The sequence below is a fragment of the Georgenia sp. 311 genome (assembly GCF_006151955.1).
GTDB lineage: Bacteria > Actinomycetota > Actinomycetes > Actinomycetales > Actinomycetaceae > Oceanitalea > Oceanitalea wutianyii.
In genome coordinates, this window is sequence record NZ_VDFS01000033.1 from 6,925 (window position 1) to 27,122 (window position 20,198).

12 protein-coding genes are annotated in these 20,198 nt (G+C 74.4%); all 12 read left to right on the forward strand.

All coding sequences use genetic code 11. The features are described from left to right. Nucleotides 1–247 (forward strand): transporter associated domain-containing protein (locus FHE66_RS05660; protein ID WP_304364098.1); only part of this gene is annotated, 247 nt, incomplete at its 5' end. Continuing rightward, entirely contained in the window at nucleotides 244–1,158 is a 915-nt protein-coding gene (era, locus tag FHE66_RS05665) for a GTPase Era (protein ID WP_139072004.1), read from the forward strand. The genes FHE66_RS05660 and era, both read left to right, overlap by 4 nt. A 70-nt stretch (nucleotides 1,159–1,228) precedes the next feature. Continuing rightward, entirely contained in the window at nucleotides 1,229–2,710 is a 1,482-nt protein-coding gene (locus tag FHE66_RS05670; RefSeq protein WP_139072005.1) for a S9 family peptidase, read from the forward strand. 67 nt (nucleotides 2,711–2,777) lie between these two features. Further along, nucleotides 2,778–3,581 (forward strand): PP2C family serine/threonine-protein phosphatase, encoded by an 804-nt coding sequence (locus FHE66_RS05675; RefSeq protein ID WP_139072006.1) that lies wholly within the window; start codon nucleotides 2,778–2,780, stop codon nucleotides 3,579–3,581. Next, a complete protein-coding gene (locus FHE66_RS05680) occupies nucleotides 3,578–5,197 on the forward strand; it encodes an FHA domain-containing protein (RefSeq protein ID WP_139072007.1) in 1,620 nt (539 codons plus the stop codon). Before FHE66_RS05675 ends, FHE66_RS05680 begins: the two co-directional genes overlap by 4 nt. Continuing rightward, on the forward strand, nucleotides 5,194–6,705 hold the full coding sequence (locus FHE66_RS15980) for a protein kinase (RefSeq protein ID WP_139072008.1): 1,512 nt from the start codon (nucleotides 5,194–5,196) through the stop codon (nucleotides 6,703–6,705). The genes FHE66_RS05680 and FHE66_RS15980 overlap by 4 nt, the downstream gene beginning before the upstream one ends. 13 nt (nucleotides 6,706–6,718) lie before the next feature. Further along, nucleotides 6,719–7,429: a hypothetical protein gene (locus FHE66_RS05690; protein ID WP_139072009.1), complete on the forward strand. Its 711-nt coding sequence runs from the start codon at nucleotides 6,719–6,721 to the stop codon at nucleotides 7,427–7,429. Between the two features lie 277 nt (nucleotides 7,430–7,706). Further along, nucleotides 7,707–13,772, forward strand: a complete 6,066-nt coding sequence (locus tag FHE66_RS05695) for a fibronectin type III domain-containing protein (RefSeq protein ID WP_139072010.1) — start codon at nucleotides 7,707–7,709, stop codon at nucleotides 13,770–13,772. A 64-nt stretch (nucleotides 13,773–13,836) separates the two neighbouring features. Beyond that, a complete protein-coding gene (locus tag FHE66_RS05700) occupies nucleotides 13,837–14,832 on the forward strand; it encodes a MoxR family ATPase (protein WP_168202659.1) in 996 nt (331 codons plus the stop codon). 3 nt (nucleotides 14,833–14,835) lie between these two features. Further along, nucleotides 14,836–16,107 (forward strand): DUF58 domain-containing protein, encoded by a 1,272-nt coding sequence (locus FHE66_RS05705; protein WP_139072011.1) that lies wholly within the window; start codon nucleotides 14,836–14,838, stop codon nucleotides 16,105–16,107. Then, the gene (locus FHE66_RS05710) at nucleotides 16,104–18,362 is read left to right on the forward strand and encodes a transglutaminase-like domain-containing protein (protein ID WP_139072012.1); all 2,259 of its coding nucleotides are present in this window, start codon (nucleotides 16,104–16,106) and stop codon (nucleotides 18,360–18,362) included. Before FHE66_RS05705 ends, FHE66_RS05710 begins: the two co-directional genes overlap by 4 nt. Nucleotides 18,363–18,365: 3 nt before the next feature. Next, on the forward strand, nucleotides 18,366–20,198 hold a 1,833-nt coding region (locus FHE66_RS05715; protein ID WP_139072013.1), incomplete at its 3' end, for an FHA domain-containing protein.

The following is a 20,198-nucleotide window of genomic DNA, read 5'->3' on the forward strand; positions in this document are numbered from 1 at the left end:
CGCGCGGCTGCCGGTCGACGAGCTCGGCGAGCTCTTCGGTCTCGAGCTCGACGACGACGACGTCGACTCCGCGGGCGGACTGCTCGCCAAGGCTCTCGGCAAGGTGCCCATCCCGGGCGCCGAGGTCGAGGTGGGGGGCCTGCACCTGCAGGCAGAACGTGCCGGCGGCCGTCGCCGGCAGATCGCGACGATCCTGGCGCGGGCGGTCGAGCCGCCCGCCGCCGACGAGGAGGACGAGCACTCATGACGTACTCGTGGCCCGAGGGCTACCGAGCAGGCTTTGCCTCCATGGTCGGGCGCCCGAACGCCGGGAAGTCGACCCTGACGAACGCGCTGGTCGGGCAGAAGGTGGCGATCACCTCCAACCGCCCGCAGACGACGCGGCACACGATCCGCGGCATCGTCCACCGCGAGGACGGCCAGCTCGTCCTGGTCGACACCCCCGGCCTGCACCGCCCGCGCACCCTGCTCGGGCAGCGGCTCAACGACCTCGTGCGCGAGACGATCAGCGAGGTCGACGTCCTCGTCTTCTGCCTGCCCGCCGACGAGAAGATCGGTCCCGGCGACCGGTACATCGCGCGCGAGCTGGCCGAGGTGCGCACGCCGGTCATCGCCGTCGCCACGAAGAGCGACACGGTGAGCCGCGAGCGGCTGGCCGAGCACCTGCTGGAGATCGACCAGCTCGGCTCCTGGGCGCACATCGTCCCGGTGTCGGCGGTCAACGGTGAGCAGGTCGACCTCCTCACCGAGCTGCTCCTGCAGCAGATGCCCGAGTCCCCGCCGCTGTACCCCGAGGGCGAGCTCACCGACGAGCCGGAGACGGTGATGATCGCCGAGCTCGTGCGGGAGGCCGCCCTCGAGGGGGTGCGCGACGAGCTGCCGCACTCGCTGGCCGTCGTCGTGGAGGAGATCAACGAGCGCAAGGGTCGCGGGGACCGTCCGCCGCTGCTCGACGTCCACGTCAACCTCTACGTCGAGCGTGACTCGCAGAAGGCGATCATCATCGGTCGCGGCGGCTCACGCCTGCGGGAGGTGGGGTCCCGGGCCCGCCGCGGCATCGAGGCGCTCCTCGGCACGCGGGTCTACCTCGACCTCCACGTCAAGGTCGCCAAGGACTGGCAGCGCGACCCCAAGCAGCTCGGCCGTCTCGGCTTCTGACCGCCCGGCCGCACGCGCCCGTCCGCGGGTGCGTGCGGCCGGGTCACGAGCCACCGACTACCCTGTTGCGGTGAGGTCCTGGCGAGTCGCGGTAACCGTGGTCGCCGTGCTCCTGTTCGGTCTCATCGGGACCGTCGCGGGTCCGGGGTGGAACCCCCAGCCGCTCGATCAGGCGCTCATCGTCCAGTCCGAGGACACGGCGATCGGCGGCGACGTCGTCACCGACCCGGTCGGCACCTACGAGACCAGGACCGAGACCTTCACCGTCGAGCTCGACGGCGCGACGGTCGAGGCCACCGTGCACGAGCCGGTCGGCGCTCCCGGCCTGCGCCCCGGTGTCGTCTTCATGCACGGCGCCGGCACGGCCACGCACGACAACTTCTGGAACATGAGCGAGGCGCTGGCCAGCGCCGGGATCGTCGCCCTCGTCCCGGACAAGCGCATGGACACCTACACCGTCCGCTACCGCGACTACCCGGCGATGGCGCGCGACTACCTCCACAGCTGGGACGCACTGGCCGCCTGGCCCGGCGTCGACCCGGCACGCGTGGGTCTGTACGCCGAGAGCGAGGGCGCGTTCGTCGCGCCCGTCGCCGCGACCGAGAACCCCGACGTCGCCTTCGTCGTCCTCGTCTCGGCGCCGGTGGTGCCCGCCCGTGAGCAGTTCGCCCTCGCCACCGACACCTACCTGCGCACCCTGGGCGCGCCCGAGCAGCTGCTGCGGGCCGTGCCGCGCCTGCTCGGCAGCGAGGTGCCCGGGGGCGGGTTCGTCTACGCCGACTTCGACGTCAGCTCCTACCAGCAGCAGATGCGCCAGCCGGTGCTCATGGTCTACGGCACCGAGGACATCTCCATGCCGGTCGTCCAGGCGCCGGCGAAGGTCATCGAGGACCTCGCCGTCGCCGACAACGGCGACTACACCCTGCGCTACTTCGAGGGCGCGAACCACGGCATCCGCATCGACGGCGAGCTCGCCCCCGGGTTCGCCGACGCCGTCGCGCGCTGGGTGCTCGGCCTGCCGGAGACGGCCGACGCCCAGCCCCGCATCGCCGGCGGGCAGCCCGAGCAGCGGTTCCGCGCCGAGCCGCTCGACAGCCCGCGCTGGTACGCCTCGGGGGACATGATCGTCCTCACGCTCGTCGGGGGAGCAGTGCTCCTCGTCGTCGGCCCGCTGCTCTGGCTGCTCACCCGCCTCGTCCGCCGGCCGAGCGAGCCGCTGCCCTCGCCGCTCGCCCGCGCGAGCGCCGCGCTGGCGCTCGCCGTCCTCGCCGTGTGGGTGCTGTTCGTCTCCTACCTGCTCGTCGTCGCCGGCCTGGCGCTCAACTACGAGCGCAGCCCGGTCGTCGTCACCGGCGGCTGGCTGGGGGGCCAGCTCGCTGCGGTCGGCGCGACGGCGGTGGGCGTCTGGTCCGCGTCGAGCTGGCTGCGGGTGCGGCGCAGCGGGGTCCGCACCGGCACCGTCGGTACGATCACGCTCGTCACCGTCCACCTCGGGGCCCTCGTCCTGCTCCTCGCGGCCGCCTACTGGGGAGTTTTCCCCACGCTCCGCTGAGGCGTGGCGCACGTGGATCGCGCGCGGACACGTAGGATCCCCTGACGGAACGGCGGGAAGGACGCGGATGCAGATCCACTGGGGTGTGGCCACCGACACGGGCGGGCGACGCCAGGCGAACGAGGACGCCGTGCTGGCGGAGCCTCCGGTCTTCGCCGTCGCCGACGGCATGGGCGGCCACGCGCGCGGTGACATGGCCAGCCGGCACGCCGTCGCCGAGCTCGCCGGCCTCGCCCGCACCGAGGGCCCGGTCCGCCCCGAGGACGTCGTCGCGGCGCTGCGCCGCGCCGGCGAGCGGATCCGCGCGGAGATGGCCGGCACCGACGCCGTCGCCGGCACGACCGTGGCCGGGGCCGTGCTCACCGAGCAGGACGGCGAGCCGTTCTGGCTCGTCTTCAACGTCGGGGACTCCCGGGTCTACCGGTGCACCCAGGAGGACATCGAGCAGGTGAGCGTGGACCACTCCCTCGTCCAGGAGATGGTCGACCTCGGCACGATCAGCGCCGACGAGGCGCGTCACCACCCCCAGCGCAACGTCATCACCCGCGCGGTGGGCACCGGCCCGGTGCCCGACATCGACTTCTGGATGCTGCGCGTGGGCGGGCCGGACCAGCTGGTCCTGTGCAGCGACGGGCTGTTCGGGGAGCTGGCGGACGCCGAGATCCACGACGTCGTCGCCGCGGCAGGCCACCCGCAGGAGGCGGCAGCGACCCTCCTCGACCGCGCGGTGCAGGGCGGCGGGGCCAACGACAACGTCTCCGTCGTCGTCGTGTCCGCCCGCGGCGAGGACCTCGAGACCACCGAGCGGCGCGAGGAGTGCGCGGAGCAGGGCTCGACCCTGCCCCGCGCGGACGCCGGGGTGAACCGATGAGCGGGCACGAGTACCGGCCCGGCGGCTGGACGGCGCTCGTCACCGACGACGCCCTCGCCCTGCTCCCTCCCGGTGTCCCCGAGGACGTCGCCCGCGAGCTGTGGCAGCTGTCGGCCACCGGCACCCGGCTCGGCGCGTGGGTCGAGTACCTCGCCGCCGCCGGGATCTCGGCGCTGCCGTCCTTCGCCATCGTCGAGGCGCACCCCGAGGGGCTGCGCGTCGTCGTCCGCGGCGAGATCGACGTCGAGCAGGGCGGGCGCATCCTCTCCGGCCGGGGCCTGACGACCTGGCGCGAGGAGCTCCTGCCCGCCGCAGACGTCACCGTGAGCGCCGAGACCACCGACGGCGGCTGGCTGCCCGTCGCCGGTGGCATCGTCCGGGCGTCCGCGGCTCGCCTGCTCGCCTCGCCCCAGCCGCCGCCCGCGCCGCCGGAGGACGAGGAGGACGTCGAGCTCACCGTCGCGCGTATGCCCGCCCTCGCCGCCGCCGTCGGCGTCCGGCCGGCAGCCGCGCCCGTGCCCGCCTCCGGCCCCGCCGCCTCGGCGGACGCGGGGACCGCCGCGGCCGTCGCCGACGTGAGTGACGCCCCGCCGCCTACGCCTGCCCCTGTTCCGGCCACGCCGCCGGCCCCTGCTCCGGCTCCGGTCGCCCCGCCTGCCGTCACGCCGGCTCCGGTCGCCCCGCCCGCCCCGGTGCAGGTCCCGGTCCCGCCGGCCGACCCGGCTCCGGTCCCGGCTGCTGCGGCCGAGACCGCGGTCACCGCCGACGAGCCGGACGAGGAGGAGTCGGACGAGGCACCCGCCCCGCCGCCCGTCCCGCAGGCTCCGGACGCGGCCCTCGTCGAGGAGGAGCCCGAGGACTCCGACGACTACGACTTCCTCCTCTGGTCGACCGAGCAGGTCCACGCCCACCGCTCGGAGCCCGCGCCGGCTGCCACCGACCCTGCCGACGCCGCGCCTGCCGACGCCGCGCCTGCCGACGCCGGTGAGCCCGCCGGCGCGGAGCCCGCCGAGTCCGGCCCGCCGGACCTCGAGGCCACCCGCCTGCCCGAGTCCGACGAGGACGCCACCGGCATCTTCGCCCCGGGTCCGATCATCGACTCGGTGCCGGGCCTGTCGCGCCCAGCGGCGCCCGTGGGTGCGCCCGTCGACCTGCCGCCGCCCCCGGCCGTCGACGACGGCGACCACGACGGCGAGACGATCGCGACGTCGGAGATCCCGGCCACCGCCACGCCGGTGGCCCTCGAGCCCGTGGTGCGCCCCGCGCCCGGCGTCGAGCTCGTCCTGTCCACCGGGCCGCGGATCGAGATGGACCGGCCGGTCCTCCTCGGGCGCGCCCCGGAGGCCACGCGCTTCGCCGGCACCGAGGTGCCCCGGCTGGTGAGCGTGTCGAACCCCGAGCGCGACATCTCCTCGACCCACGTCGAGGTCCGCCCGGCGGGCGGGCACGTCGTCGTCACCGACATGAACTCCACCAACGGCACCGTCGTCCACCTGCCGGACCAGCCCTCCTTCCGGCTCCAGCCGGGCACCGGGGTGCCGGTCGGGCCGGGCGCGGTCATCGAGCTCGGGGTGGGCGTCGAGCTCACCGTCCAGCGGGTCGAGGGAGCGCAGTGAGCCCACGTCGACAGCCGGCGTCGCCGCCGGACCTGCCGGGCTACACCGTCGAGCGGCTGCTGGGCTCGGGCGGGTTCGCCGACGTCTTCCTCTACCAGCAGCGCCTGCCGCGGCGGCCGGTGGCGATCAAGGTGCTCACCCAGGAGGCGGCCGAGGGCCAGTCCCGCGAGCAGTTCGTCGCCGAGGCCAACCTCATGGCCCAGCTCTCCACGCACTCCTCGATCGTCACGATCTACCACGCGGACACGGCCGCGGACGGGCGCCCCTACCTCGTCATGCAGTACTGCCCGCTGCCCACCCTCGCCGAGCGGGTCAAGGTCCGCCCCCTCGGGGTGCCCGAGGTGCTCGGCATCGGCGTGCGGCTCGCGGGCGCCGTCGAGACGGCCCACCGGGCGGGCATCGTCCACCGCGACATCAAGCCCGCGAACATCCTCACCACGGAGTACGGGCGCCCCGCCCTCAGCGACTTCGGCATCGCCGGTCTCACCGGGGCGGCGGAGTCCGGCGGCGTGTCGATCCCGTGGGCCTCGCCCGAGGCCGTCGAGGGGCACTCCACGGGTGTCGCGGGAGACGTGTACTCCCTCGCCGCCACGCTCTACACGCTGCTCGCGGGGCGCTCGCCCTTCGCCCGGCCCGGCGGCCCGAACACCCGCCTCGACTTCACCATGCGGATCAAGCGCGACCCGGTGCCGCCGATCGGCCGCACGGACGTGCCCGCCTCGCTGGAGGCGGTCCTGGCCCGGGCGATGGCGAAGTCACCGGCGGCCCGCCCGGCGTCGGCTCTCGAGCTCGGCCGTGCGCTGCAGGTCGTCGAGCAGGAGCTGCGCCTGGCGATGACGGACATCGAGGTGCCGGACACCTCGTGGATGTCCCCGGCCACCGCGCCGGTCGTCGGCGACGACGGCGACGACGGCCGCACGATCGTGCGTGCGGTCACCGCGGTCGACCCCACGGGCGCGACGCCCGTCCCCGTCCTCGACGAGGAGCCGCACACCGTGCTGCGGCCGGTCGGCGAGGTCGGCTGGGTGCCCGAGGAGACCGAGAGCACCCGTGGCCGGTCCGCCGCCCTCCGCGCCGACGACGACGAGGAGCCCGCGCCCCGCCCGCGCGCCCGGTGGCGGTGGGTCGCCACGGGCGCCGGTGCCGCCGTCCTCGTCGCCGGCGGGATCGTCGCCGCCGGAGCGCTGCGCGGGGACGAGGTGCCCGACCCGGCGCCGACCGGGACCATCGGGACCGTCGTCATCCCCGACGTCGTGCCGAGCGCGGAGGACCTGCGCGGGGAGCGGGTGGGTGACGGGACCGTGGAGTTCACCTGGACCCCGCAGGACGAGCTCGGTGACGTGACCTACGCGTGGACCCGGACGGACGGCGGGAAGGTCACCGAGAGCCAGCCCGTGGCCGAGCCGCCGCTGGTCGTCGACTCAGTGGGGCGCGTGTGCATCGAGCTGAGGACCATCTCCGAGCAGGGACAGGTCTCGGCGCGTCCCGCCGAGGCCTGCGTCGACTGAGGAAGGACGTGACGTGAGCACCACGCTGCAGCTGGAGTTCTGCGGGGAGTGGTTCCCCATCGAGCGGGAGGAGCCGTTCTACATCGGGCGCGAGGGCGCCCTGGAGATCGACGACAACCCCTACCTGCACCGGCGGTTCCTGCGTATCGCCTACGTCGACGACCTGTGGTGGATCGAGAACGTCGGCTCGCGCCTGTCGGCCACCCTCGCCGACAGCGAGGGCAACACCCAGGCGTGGCTCGCCCCCGGTGCCCGGCTGCCGCTCGTCTACGCCGGGACGACCATCCTCTTCACCGCCGGGCCCACGACCTACGAGGTCAACCTCGTCAACCCCGACCCCACCTTCGCCCCCGCCAAGGCCGAGCCGGTGCACGTGGGGGAGACGACGATCGGCCCGGTGACCCTCACCGAGTCCCAGCACCTGCTCGTCCTCGCCCTGTCCGAGCCGGTCCTGTCCGGTCGCGGCAGCGCCGCCATCCCCACCTCCGCGCAGGCGGCTGCCCGCCTGGGCTGGGCGCTGACGAAGTTCAACCGCAAGCTCGACAACGTGTGCGACAAGCTCGACCGCAACGGGGTGCGCGGCCTGCGCGGCGGCCCGCAGCAGCTCGCCGTCAACCGGCGCGCCCGCCTCGTCGAGCACGCCGTCGCCTCGCGGATCGTCAGCTCCGACCAGCTTCCCTCCCTCGACGAGGAGCACGCGCGCAACACCAGTACTCCTTCCTGAGGCCGGGTGGTCGTGGGGAGGACTACCCGGGGAAATTTCCCCATCCTTACGTAGGACCTTTGTTCCTGACATTTGTTACTGTGCGGAGCGGTGTCAGGGCGTGGGCCCGACACCTACCTGTCACACGAGAGCTTGGGGCGAAGCTGTGCGATTCGGACGTGGTCGGGCCGGGACCACCGGCGCCTCTGCACGACCGGCGACCCGCCGGGCCCGCCGGGCCACCGACCCCAGGCGCCGGCAGAAGGTCGTCAGCGGACTGACCGTCGGTGTTCTCGGGGTGGGTCTCGTCGTCGCCGGCGTCCTGTACGACGGGGTGGCCACGGCCGACGTCGACCTCAACGACGGCGGGGTGTGGGTGACGAGCCAGGAGCACATGCGCCTGGGCCGTCTCAACAGCCAGGTCCAGCTGCTCGACGGCGGCCTCGCCGCTCGCAGCGGCAGCTTCGACGTCCTCCAGGACGGCTCGCACGTCTTCCTCGTCGACGAGGGCGCCGGCCTCCTCCAGCAGGTCGACCCGGCCACCGTGACGACGACGACGACCGTCTCGCTGCCCGGGCCGCGCCAGATCCAGCTCGGCGGCGGCACCGTCGCCGTCCTCGACTCGCGCAGCGGGCAGCTCCACGCCACCGACACCGGGCGCGTGGGCACGCTCGCCGACGAGGAGCTCGAGGCCTCGGCCCGGCTCGGTGCCAACGGCGTCATCGCCGTCGGCGTCGACGGCACCACCTACGGCGTCTCCCCGTCCGACGCGACCCTCCTCGCGCTGCCCGCCGGCTTCGACGCCGAGACCGACGAGGCCCCCGAGCCCGCCGGCCTCGGCGTGGAGCCCGAGCGTCTCGCCGAGGCCGAGATCCAGGTGAGCGCCGTCGGCCAGGAGGCCGTCGTCCTCGTCCGCGACGAGCAGGACCGGGTGAGCCTCCTGCGGCCGGGCAGCGAGCCGGTCGACCTCACCGACCTCGCCGACACCGCCCAGGTCGCCCTCCAGGCGCCCTCCGGCGCCGGCCGCGAGGTCCTCGTCGCCGCCCGCGACGGCATGATCCGCGTGCCCCTGGGCAGTGGTGAGCCCACGGTCGACCCCGTCTCCCAGGCAGGCACCCCCAGCCGCCCCGTCGTCGTCGCCGGGTGCGGCCACGGCGCGTGGGCCGGGGGGACCGGCGTCTACCAGGCCCGCTGCGGCAACGGTGAGGTCGTCGAGGAGCCGATCGACAAGTCGCTCACCGACGCCCGCCTCGTCTTCCGGGTCAACCGGGACGTCGTCGTCCTCAACGACCTCGTCGCCGGCACGGTGTGGCTGGTCAAGGACGCGATGGAGATCGTCGAGAACTGGGACGACGTCGTGCCCCCGCAGGCCGCGAGCGACGACGAGGAGGAGTCCCAGCAGCAGATCGAGGAGCAGCTCCCGCTCGACCGCGAGCAGGAGAACCGCGACCCGATCGCCCAGGACGACGACCTCGGCGTGCGCGCCGGGTCGACGACCGTCCTGGAGGTGCTCGCGAACGACACCGACCCCGACGGCGACCTCCTCACCGTCGCCTCCTTCGACACCCCGGCCGAGTCCTTCGGCACCGTCCGCCCGATCATGGGCGGGCGCGCCCTGCAGGTCGCCGTCGCGGAGGGTGCGAGCGGCGCCGTCGCCATGAGCTACACGGTGAGCGACGGCCGCGGGGGAGAGGCCGAGGCCGTGGCCCGGGTCAGCGTCGTGCCCGAGGACGTCAACCGCCCGCCGGAGCAGGTCCGCCCCGCCACCCTCACCCTCGTCACCGGCGCGACCGGCAGCGTCAACGTCCTGGACACCGTGCGCGACCCCGACGGCGACGAGGTCGTCGTCGTCGCGGCGACCGCGTCGACCGACGACATCGTCCGCTTCACCCCCGACGGCGCCGTCACGTTCGTCGACTCGGGCGTGACGCCGGGGATGAAGCCGGTGGCCGTCGAGGTCTACGACGGCACGGACACCGCGGAGGTCGAGCTCTCGGTCGACGTCCGCCCGGCCGGCGCGCTGCCGCCCGTCCCGGTCTTCGACTTCGTCACCGCCATCGCCGGTGAGGAGACCGTCGTCGAGCCGCTCGTCAACGACACCGACCCGGGCGGGGAGGCCGAGCCGCTGCGCCTGGCCGACGTCCAGCAGGTCCCCGGTGCGAGCGTCGTCCCGGACTACGACACCGGCACCTTCCGCTTCTCGGCGGACGCCGCGCAGACGTACTACCTCACCTACATCGTCGTCAACGACGCCGGGGCGAGCGCCACCGGCCTCATCCGCGTCGACGTCCGCGAGCCCGCCGAGGCCGCGCCGGTCGCCGTCCAGGACGTCGGCCTGCTGCCCGCCGGCGGCCAGGTGCTCGTCGACGTCCTCGCCAACGACGAGGACCCGAGCGGTCAGCTGCTCGCCGTGCGCCAGGTCGACGTGCCCGAGGGCTCGGGCCTGTCCGTCGCCGTCCTCGAGCACCGCATCCTCAAGATCACCGCGAGCCAGGACGTCCAGGCCACCCAGCGCCTCACCTACGAGGTGTCCAACGGCGAGACGAGCGCGACCGGTGAGGTCGTGGTCATGCAGGTCCCGCCCGACGCGCTCGTCCAGCCGCCGGTGGCGCAGGCGGACGTCGCCAACGTCCGGGCCGGCGACTTCGTCACCATCCCCGTGCTGTCCAACGACTCACACCCCGCGGGCCTGGAGTTCGAGCTCGCGACCGAGCTCGTCGAGGAGCCGCAGGCGGGACACCTCTTCGCCTCGGGCGACACGCTGCGCTTCCGCGCCCCCGAGCAGCCGCAGACGATCAACGCGGTCTACGAGGTGGTCGACGAGTCCGACCAGCGCGCCTCGGCCCAGGTGACGATCTACGTCCAGGCCGACGACGGCGAGCGCAACGCCCCGCCGCAGCCGCTCCCGGTGGAGTCGCGCGCCTTCGCCGGCGAGCGGATCCGCATCCAGGTGCCGCTCTTCGGCATCGACCCCGACGGCGACTCCGTCCAGCTCCTCGGCGCCGACCAGGCACCGACGAAGGGCCGCATCGTCGAGGTCGGCCCCACGTACATCGACTACGAGGCCTTCTCCCGCGCGAGCGGGACCGACACCTTCACCTACGCCGTGCGCGACCGCCTTGGCACCTACGCCTCGGCGACGGCCAAGGTCGCCGTCATCGCCCCGCCGGACCTCAACCGGGCCCCCCAGGCGATCGACGACGAGGTGCTCGCGCGCCCGGGCCGCGTCGTGGACGTCGACCCGGTCGCCAACGACACCGACCCGGACGGTGACCCGCTCTACCTCGCCGACCCGGCCTTCGACGCGGTCGAGCAGCTCGGGGTCGAGCAGCTCGACAGCGGCCGGCTGCGCATCACCACCCCGGAGGCGGAGGGCACCTTCGCCCTGCCCTACCACGTGACCGACCAGCGGGGCGGGCGGTCCACCGGCATCGTCACCGTCGAGGTGTCGGCCGAGGCGCCGCTGCAGGCGCCCGTCGCCGTGGACGACCTCGTCCGGGCGATCACCATCCTCGGCCAGGAGCGGGTGACGATCCCGGTCCTCGACAACGACGTGGACCCCGACGGCACCCGCGAGGACCTCACGGTCGGTCTCGTCGGCTCACCGGAGAACGCCCGCGTCGTCGGCGACGAGGTCCAGGTGGACGTCATGGCCTCGCGGCAGGTGCTCACCTACTCCGTCACCGACATCGACGGGCTCACCTCCTACGCGTTCGTCGACGTCCCCGGCCTGGAGGACTCCGGGCCGGTGCTGCGCACCGACGTCGACCCGATCGTCGTCGCGACGGGGGAGACGCGCCAGATCGAGCTCGCGGACTACGTCGTCGCGCCCAGCGGCAAGGAGGTGCGGCTCACCAGCACCGACAAGGTGCGGGCGACGAACTCCGACGGCAGCTCCCCGGTCGTCGGCCCGACGACGCTCACCTTCACCTCCGCGCCGACCTACGCGGGCCCGGCGACGCTCACCTTCGAGGTGACCGACGGGCAGAGCGCCGAGGACCCCGAGGGCCTCACCGCGGTGCTCACCCTCGACATCACCGTCGAGTCCACCGAGAACACCCCGCCGACGTTCGACGGCGCCGCCGTCGAGGTCGTGCCCGCGGAGGCTCCGGTCGTGCTCAACCTGCGCCAGCTCGCCCAGGACCCGGACACCGGGGACTTCAACCAGCTGCGCTACGAGCTCGTCGGCGTGCCCGACGGCATCGAGGCGAGCCTGGACGGCCCGAACCTCACCGTCTCCGCGCCGGTCGACACGCCCCAGGGCACCGTCGGCACCATCGACATCACCGTCTCGGACGCCAAGGCCGAGCCCGTGCCCGGCGTCGTCGAGGTGACGGTGACGGCGTCCAACCGGCGCCTCGCGTCGGTCAACGACGTCGACCTCGGTGAGCTCGAGCAGGGCGAGTCGCGCACCGTCGACGTCCTCCAGGGGGCGTTCAACCCCTTCCCGGACCAGTCGCTCACCGTCATCGACGCGCTGACCGAGACCGGCGGCGCGGCGGCGTCCTTCGACGCCGGGAGCGTCACGGTGACCGCCGGCGCCGACTTCGTCGGACGCGGGGTCTCGCGCTTCATCGTCCAGGACGCCACGGGAGACCCGAACCGTCAGGTCGAGGGCAGGATCTCCTACTCCGTCATCGGTGTCCCCGAGCGCCCCACCCCGCCGCGCGTGCAGGAGGTGCGCGACCAGACCGTCGTCCTCACCTGGTCCGCGCCGGCCGACAACGGTGCGCCGATCACCGGCTACCGGGTCGAGGCGGCGGGCGTCAGCCAGCAGTGCCCGACGACGACGTGCACCATCGGCGGCCTCACCAACGACGTCGAGTACACCTTCACGGTGACGGCGACGAACAAGGTCGGTGACTCCGAGCCGTCCGGCCCGTCCGCGGTCGCGCGCCCCGACGTCAAGCCCGAGCGGCCCGCCCCGCCGACCCTCGTCTTCGGCGACGGTCAGCTCGAGGTCCGCTGGGAGACCCCGGTGAGCCGCGGCTCGTCCGTGTCCTCCTACGACCTGCAGATCGCGCCGTCCCCGGGCGGCGGGCAGGTCTCGGTGAGCGGGAACTCCCACACGTGGACCGGGCTGCGCAACGGCCAGTCCTACACGGTGCGCGTGCGCGCCCACAACGACGCCCCGGACCCGAGCGAGTGGTCGGAGTGGTCGGCGCCCGAGGTGCCGGCCGGCGTGCCGGACCAGCCGGTCGCACCCACGGCGCAGCGCGTCGACTCCCCGGTCAACGCCCAGATCAGCGCCTCGTGGACGGCCCCGCCGAACAACGGTGACGCGATCGCCTCCTTCGACGTCGTCATCCGGCGCGACGGTGCGGCGTTCAAGTCCTTCACGGTGCCCGGCGGGCAGACCTCCTTCACCGAGGACGCCCCGGCCGGCAGCGACTACACGGTGAGCGTCGCCGCGACGAACAAGGCCGGCACCTCCCCGGCCAGCCCGCAGTCGGCGCCGGTGCGCTCCTTCCTCCAGCCCGACCGGGTGCCCAGTGTCACCGCGGAGGCCACCGGTCAGGACGGGATCGTCCAGCTCGACCACGCGACCCCGGCCGACAACGGCGACGCCATCCGTCGCTTCGAGGTGAGCGTCAACGGCGGCGGGTGGAGCCAGCTCGCCGGGGACAAGCGCGTCACCGGCCTGTCCGACGGCGCCAGCTACACGTTCTCCGTGCGCGCCTGCAACACCTACTGCGGCGAGGCCAGCCCCGCCTCGGCGGCGGCGGTGCCCTTCGGCCCGTTCGGGCAGGCGACGGCGAGCGGCCAGGCGCACGGACGGCACAACGGCTACACCGACGGCGTCTCCGAGCAGCCCGGCGCCACGTTCGCGTGGACGACGCCCGACGGCAACGGGCGCGCGGTCACGAGCGTCCAGCTGCGCCTCGACAACGGCAACGGCAGCTGGGGCGCGTGGCAGCAGGTCGCGGCCAACGGCAACCGCCGCATCGACGGCGACTGGGGCCGGACCTACCGCGCCGAGGTCCGCGTCGAGCGGGCCGACGGCGAGGTGCGCACCGCGAGCGCGTCCGCCCGCACGGTCGCGGCCCCCGTCCCGCGCCCGCCCGACCCGCCGCAGCCGAGCGTGACGATGCGCCGGGGTGACTCGGCCGTGGGCATGCCCGGCTGCACCTTCCACACGTGCGCCTACCTCGCCTTCGACTACGCGAACATGCCCTCGGGCAGGTACACGGTCGAGTTCAGCGCCCCCGGTGAGCGCAACCCGTGGAAGAGCTACACCGTGCAGCTGGCCGGTGACGGCCGGTGGCAGGCGACGTCCTACCGCGGCGGCTCGGGGGAGACCGTGACCGTGCGCGTGCGCGGCAACGGGGTCGACCTCTCGAGCAGCCACACCTGGCCGAGATGACCCCTGCCCGCACCGCCCCCCAGCCCGCCGACGCCCTCCGCCCCACCCCGACTGGAGTCCCCGCATGACCATGACCGAGCAGCAGACCACGATGACGCCCGAGCAGGCCGCGTGGTTCGCCGACACCTTCGAGAAGATCGTCTCCGCCGTCGGCGGCGCCGTGGTGGGCAAGGCCGGCGTCATCCGGCTCGTCGTCACGACGATGCTCAGCGGCGGGCACGTGCTCCTCGAGGACGTCCCCGGCACGGGCAAGACGCAGCTCGCGCGCTCGCTCGCCGCGGCGGTGCAGACGTCGAGCTCGCGCATCCAGTTCACCCCGGACCTGCTGCCCTCCGACGTCACCGGCGTGTCGATCCTCGACCCCAAGACCCAGCAGTTCGAGTTCCACAAGGGACCGATCTTCGCCTCGGTCGTCCTCGCCGACGAGATCAACCGCGCCTCGCCCAAGACGCAGTCCGCGCTCCTGGAGGTCATGGAGGAGGGCCGGGTGACCTTCGACGGCGTGGCCTACGAGGTGGGCCGCCCGTTCGTCGTGCTCGCCACCCAGAACCCGATCGAGCAGGCCGGGACCTACCGGCTGCCCGAGGCCCAGCTCGACCGCTTCCTCATGAAGACCTCGATCGGCTACCCGGACCACAACGCGACGGTGAGCATCCTCGCCGCCTCGGCCACCCGGGACCGCGCGGGCGGGGTCACGCCCGTCATCACGGGCGCGGCGGTCGTCGACATGATCGACCTCGCCGGCACCGTCCACGTCGACTCCGCCGTCCTGGAGTACGTCTCGCGGATCGTCGCCGAGACCCGCCGGACGGAGAACGTCACCGTCGGTGTCTCCGTCCGTGGCGCCATCTCGCTCATCCGCGCGGCGAAGACCTGGGCCGCCGCCCACGGGCGCAACTACGTCGTGCCCGACGACATCAAGGACCTCGCAGAGCCCGTCCTCTCCCACCGCATGGTGCTCGACGCCGAGGCGGAGTTCGAGGGGGCGACGGCCGCCGGCGCCATCCGCACCGTGCTCGCCGAGATCGCCCCGCCCACCCGCCGCGGCGGCGACCAGTAGCCCGTGACCGAGCCAGCCATCACCACCCGGGCCCGCAGCGCACTCTCCGACCGGATCGGGGAGACCAGCGCGCTGCGGAGCCTCGTCGAGCGCACCCGCGGCCCGCGTCTGGGCGTCGAGCGGGCCCTGCGCGCCGTCAGCGTCGCCGGCTGGGCCGTGCTCGCCGTCGGCCTCCTCGCCCTGGTCGCCGGGCGACGCCTGGGCTGGGTCGAGCTCGTCGTGCTCGGCGCCGCCCTCGTCACGACCTTCGTCGGGGCGCTCGCCTTCACCCTCGGGCGCCATCCCTACGACGTCACCCTCCGGCTCAGCGACCGGCGCGTCGTCGTCGGTGACCGGGCCATGGCCGGGGTGACCGTCCGCAACACCGCTCACCACCCGGTGCTGCCCGCCCGGGTCGAGCTGCCCGTGGGCGTGGCCCAGGTCGCCTTCCACCTGCCCGGCCTGGCCGGTGGTGAGGACCACGAGGAGATCTTCGCGATCCCCACGAGCCGCCGCAGCGTCATCCCCGTCGGCCCGGTGCGGACCGTGCGCGGCGACCCGCTCGGGCTCATGCGCCGCGGGGTCGCCTGGGGTGAGCCGCAGGACCTCTACGTCCACCCGCTCACCGTCCCGCTGAGCTCCTCCGCCGCGGGGTTCATCCACGACCTCGAGGGCCGGCCCACCCGGGAGGTCACGAGCGCCGACCTGTCCTTCCACGCGCTGCGCGAGTACGTGCCCGGTGACGACCGCCGCTACGTCCACTGGCGCACCTCCGCGCGCGCCGGAAAGCTCATGGTCCGCCAGTTCGAGGAGACCCGTCGCTCCCACCTCGTCGTCGGGATGTCGCGCAACGAGCGGGACTACGGCGACGACGAGGAGTTCGAGGTCGCCGTCTCCACGCTCGGCTCCCTGGCCCTCCAGGCGATGCGCGAGGAGAAGGACCTCACCACCCTCACCAGCCACGAGACGCTGCGGTCCGTCTCCGCGGGGCAGTACCTCGACGTCCTCACCCGCCTCGAGCACGGCGACGGCCCCGGCGGGGTGCTGTCCATGGCCCACAAGATCAGCCGGGAGGTCGAGCGCGCGTCGATGGTCGTGCTCGTGTGCGGCTCCACCGTGACCGCCGACCAGCTGCGCGCCGCCGGCGCGGTCCTGCCGATCGACGCGCGCGCCTTCGCCGTCCAGGTCGTCGCCGGCGCCGAGACCGCCGTCCACACCGTCGGCGTCGTCACCGTCCTCACCATCGGCGAGCTCTCCGAGCTGCGTCGCGGCTTCCGGAAGGCGGAGCACCGGTGAGCCCCTACCTCGCGCTGCTGCGCGCCCGCTGGGTCGACGTCCTCGTCCCCTTCGCCCTCGTCCTGCTCGCCCTCGTCCCGCTCCTGCCCGTCTTCGGCACCGGACGGCTCGTCGCCGCCGCCGTCGGGGGTGCGGTGCTCGGCACCCTCGTCGCCACGCTCGGCGCGTGGCGCCGGTGGGCGACCCTCACCGTCCTCGCCGCGCTCCTCGTGGCGGCCGTCCTCGGTTCGTCCCTGGGCGCCCCGACGACGGCGCTGGCCGGCGTCGTGCCCACGCCGCAGACCCTCGGCGCGGTCGGCAGCGGCGCGGTGACGTCGTGGAAGTCGGTCGTCACCCTCGCCCCGCCGCTGGGCGCCGTCGGCAACACGCTCACCGCGCCCTACCTCCTCGCGCTGCTCGCGACCGTCGTCGCGGTCACCGTGTCGCTGCGCACCCGCCGGCCCGCGTGGGCGCTCCTGGCGCCCGCGGTCGTCCTCGCGGTCTCGATCCTCCTCGGCACGGCGCGCGAGGTGCTCTCCGTCCCGCTCGGGCTCACCGGGGCGCTGGTCGGCCTGCTGTGGGCGACGTGGCGCACCGGCCGGCTGCAGCAGGGGCGGCCGGTGGCCGTCCTCGTGCTCGTCGCGGTCGCCGCCGTCGGCGGCACCGGCGCCGGCCTGCTCGCGCCCGGCGGCAACCACCGCCTCGTCCTGCGCGAGGTCATCGAGCCGCCGCTGGACCCGCACGACTACCCCAGCCCGCTCGCCGGCTTCCGCTCCTACCTCAAGGACCACCGCGAGGACACCGTCCTCACCGTCACCGGCCTGCCCGCCGGCGCCCCCGTCCGCCTCGCGACGATGGACGCCTACGACGGCACGACGTGGGCGGTGGCGGGCAGCGCCGACGGCAGCGGCGCCGGCTCGGGCACGTTCACCCGGATCGGCGAGCGCGTCGAGGCGACCGTGCCCGAGGACGCCGTCACCGTGGAGGTCGAGCTCGGGGAGTACGCCGGGGTGTGGCTGCCCAACGTCGGACGGACCTACGACGTCGAGTTCGCCGGGCCGGACGCCGTGGAGACCGCCCGCAACCTCTACTTCAACCGCACGTCGGGGACCGGCATCGTCACGACCGGGCTCCGGTCGGGGGACCGGTACTCGCTGGTCGCCACGCCCGTCGTCGAGCCGCCGGTCAGCGCCCTGGAGGGCGCGCCGCTCGCCCGCGTGGACCAGCCCGAGCTCTCCGGCGTGCCGGAGATGGTCGTCGCCGAGGCCTCGGCGATGGTCGCCGCCGCCGAGACGCCGCTCGCGCGCGTCCAGGCACTCGTCGGCGGGCTGCAGGAGGGCTACTTCTCCCACGGTCTGGAGGGCGACGCGCCCTCCCTCGCCGGTCACGGCGCCGCGCGCCTCGCCCAGATGGTCACCGACGAGCTCATGATCGGTGACGAGGAGCAGTACGCCGCCCTCATGGGCCTGCTCGGCCGCGCGGTCGGGCTGCCCACCCGCGTGGTCATGGGATTCGCGCCGCAGGCCGTCGCGAGCACCGGGCCGGTGGAGATCACCGGCGACGACGTCACCGCGTGGGTCGAGGTCGCCTTCGAGGACCACGGCTGGGTGCCCTTCTACCCGACCCCCGACGAGGACCGGATCCCGCAGGTCGAGGAGCCCGAGCCGCAGGACCGCCCGCAGCCGCAGGTGCTCCAGCCGCCGCCGCCCGCCCAGGAGCCGCCCGAGGCACCGCCGATGGACCGTGACGAGGTCGACGCCGAGGAGGAGGACGTCCCTGAGGACGAGCCGCTGAGCTACACCCTCCTCATCGTGCTCGGGGTCGGCGGCTCGCTGCTCGTCCTCCTCCTGCCGGTCCTCCTCGTCCTCCTGCTCAAGCTGATCCGCCGTCGACGCCGCCGGACGCGGGGGAGCGGCTCGGGACGCGTGGCCGGCGGGTGGGCCGAGCTCGTCGACCGGGCCCGCGACCTCGGGGTGCCGGTCACCGCCGAGGCGACCCGCCGCGAGCAGGCCCGCGAGGTCGTGGAGAGCCTCGCCACGGGGCGCAGCACCCGCCGCCGCAGCCCGCGGCCGGTCGACGTCTCCGGGCTCGACACCACGACCCTCGCCGGCTACGCCGATGCCGGCGTCTTCGGTCCCGTCCTGCCCGACGAGACCGCCGTCTCCGGCTACTGGGACCACGTCGAGACCACCGAGGGCCGCCTGCGCCGGGCCGTGGGCCGGCGCCGCTGGCTGCGCTCGCGGGTCTCCCTCACCTCACTGCGAAAGGGCCGCTAGGACATGCGGATCAAGCTCACGCTGCTGCGCACCGCCGCCGACCCCGCCGACCTCGCGGTCACGGTGGACGGCACGGCGACGGTCGCCGACCTCGCCCGCGCGATCGCGGAGACCGACCCGGTGCCGACGTTCCTGTCGGACCAGGAGCTGCGCGACCTCACGCTGCGCGTCCACGGCACGCCCGGCACCGACGACCGCTCCACGCGGCTGCTGCTGCCCGAGGACTCGGCCGCCGAGGCCGTCCGGTCCGGCTCCACGGTCTCCCTCGCGCAGGCCGCGGGCCGCTACGACGGGTCGGGGCAGGACCGTCCGGCCGCCGCGCGCCTCACCGTGCTCGACGGGCCCGACGCCGGCATGGAGGTCGCCCTGCCCGAGGGCACCTCGGTCATCGGGCGCGGGAAGGGCTGCGACGTCCGGCTCTCGGACCCGACGGTGTCCAAGGAGCACGCCCGGCTCGCCGTCACCGACATCATCGAGCTCGTCGACCTGCGCAGCGCCAACGGCCTGCTCATGGGCGACGGCCTCGTCCAGCGCGCCGCCCTCCTGCCCGAGGACACCGTGACGCTCGGCGACACGACCATCCGGGTCGTGCGGATCGCCGCCAGCCGGCACGCGGCGCCCGGGGCCGCGCACGTGGAGTTCAACCGCTCCCCGCGCCTGGCCCCCGTCTACGAGGGGGAGGAGCACGACGCCCCCAAGCCCCCCGAGCCGCCGAAGCCGGTCAAGCTGCCGATCGTCATGCTCGTCGTGCCGCTCATGATGGCCCCGGTGTTCCTCCTCGTCGGGCGCGGGCTCCTCGGCCTGGTGTTCATGGCGATGATGCCGCTCATGGTCGTCGGCAACTACATCGACAAGCGGGTGACCGGCAAGCGCGAGTACCGTGCCGCGATCGAGCAGTTCGGCCAGTCCGTCGACCTCATGCGCAGCGAGCTCACCGTCGAGCGGGACCGGGAGCGGGCCACCCGCCTCGGGGAGTCCCCGGCGGTCCAGGACGTGCGGACCTCGGCGCTCGCGCTCGAGCCGCTGCTGTGGACCCGGCGCCCGGAGCACGACGCCTACCTCGACCTGCGGCTGGGCCTGGGCACGCTGCCCTCGCGCACCCGGGTCAAGCTGCCCCAGCGCAACGACGCGCTGCCCGAGCACTGGGAGATGGTCTCCGCGATCCGGGCGGACTTCCGCGAGATCGACGGCGTCCCGGCCACGGTGCAGCTGCGGGAGAGCGGCGCGCTCGGGCTCGCCGGCCCGCGTGCCGTGCTCGACGACGCCGCCCGCGCCGTCGTCGCCCAGCTCGTCACCCTCCACTCGCCCGCCGAGCTCGTCCTCACGGTCGCGACGTCCGCGGCCAGCGCGGCCCGCTGGGAGTGGACCAAGTGGCTGCCGCACGTCGGGTCGGTGCACTCCCCGCTCGAGGGGGCGCACATCGGCTCCAACCAGGCCGGCGTCATCCAGCTCGTCGGCCGCATCGAGGGGCTGCTCGACGCCCGCCGCCGGACGCCGTCGATGAGCAACACCCTCCACCTGCCCACCGTCGTCCTGCTCGTCGAGGACGACGCCCCCATCGAGCGCGGACGGCTCGTCCGGATCGCCGAGGAGGGCCCGGCCGTCGGCATCCACGTCGTGTGGTGCGCCTCCGCCCAGGAGCGCCTCCCGGCCGTCTGCCGCACCTTCCTCACCGTGACGACGTCCACCGACGGCGCCACCGCCGGGCACGTGCGCTCCGGCAGCGCCGTCCAGCCCCTCGTGTGCGACACGGTGAGCGCGGACCAGGCGCTCGCGCTGGCCACGCACCTGGCCGCCGTCGTCGACGCCGGCGCGCCGGTCGACGACGCCTCCGAC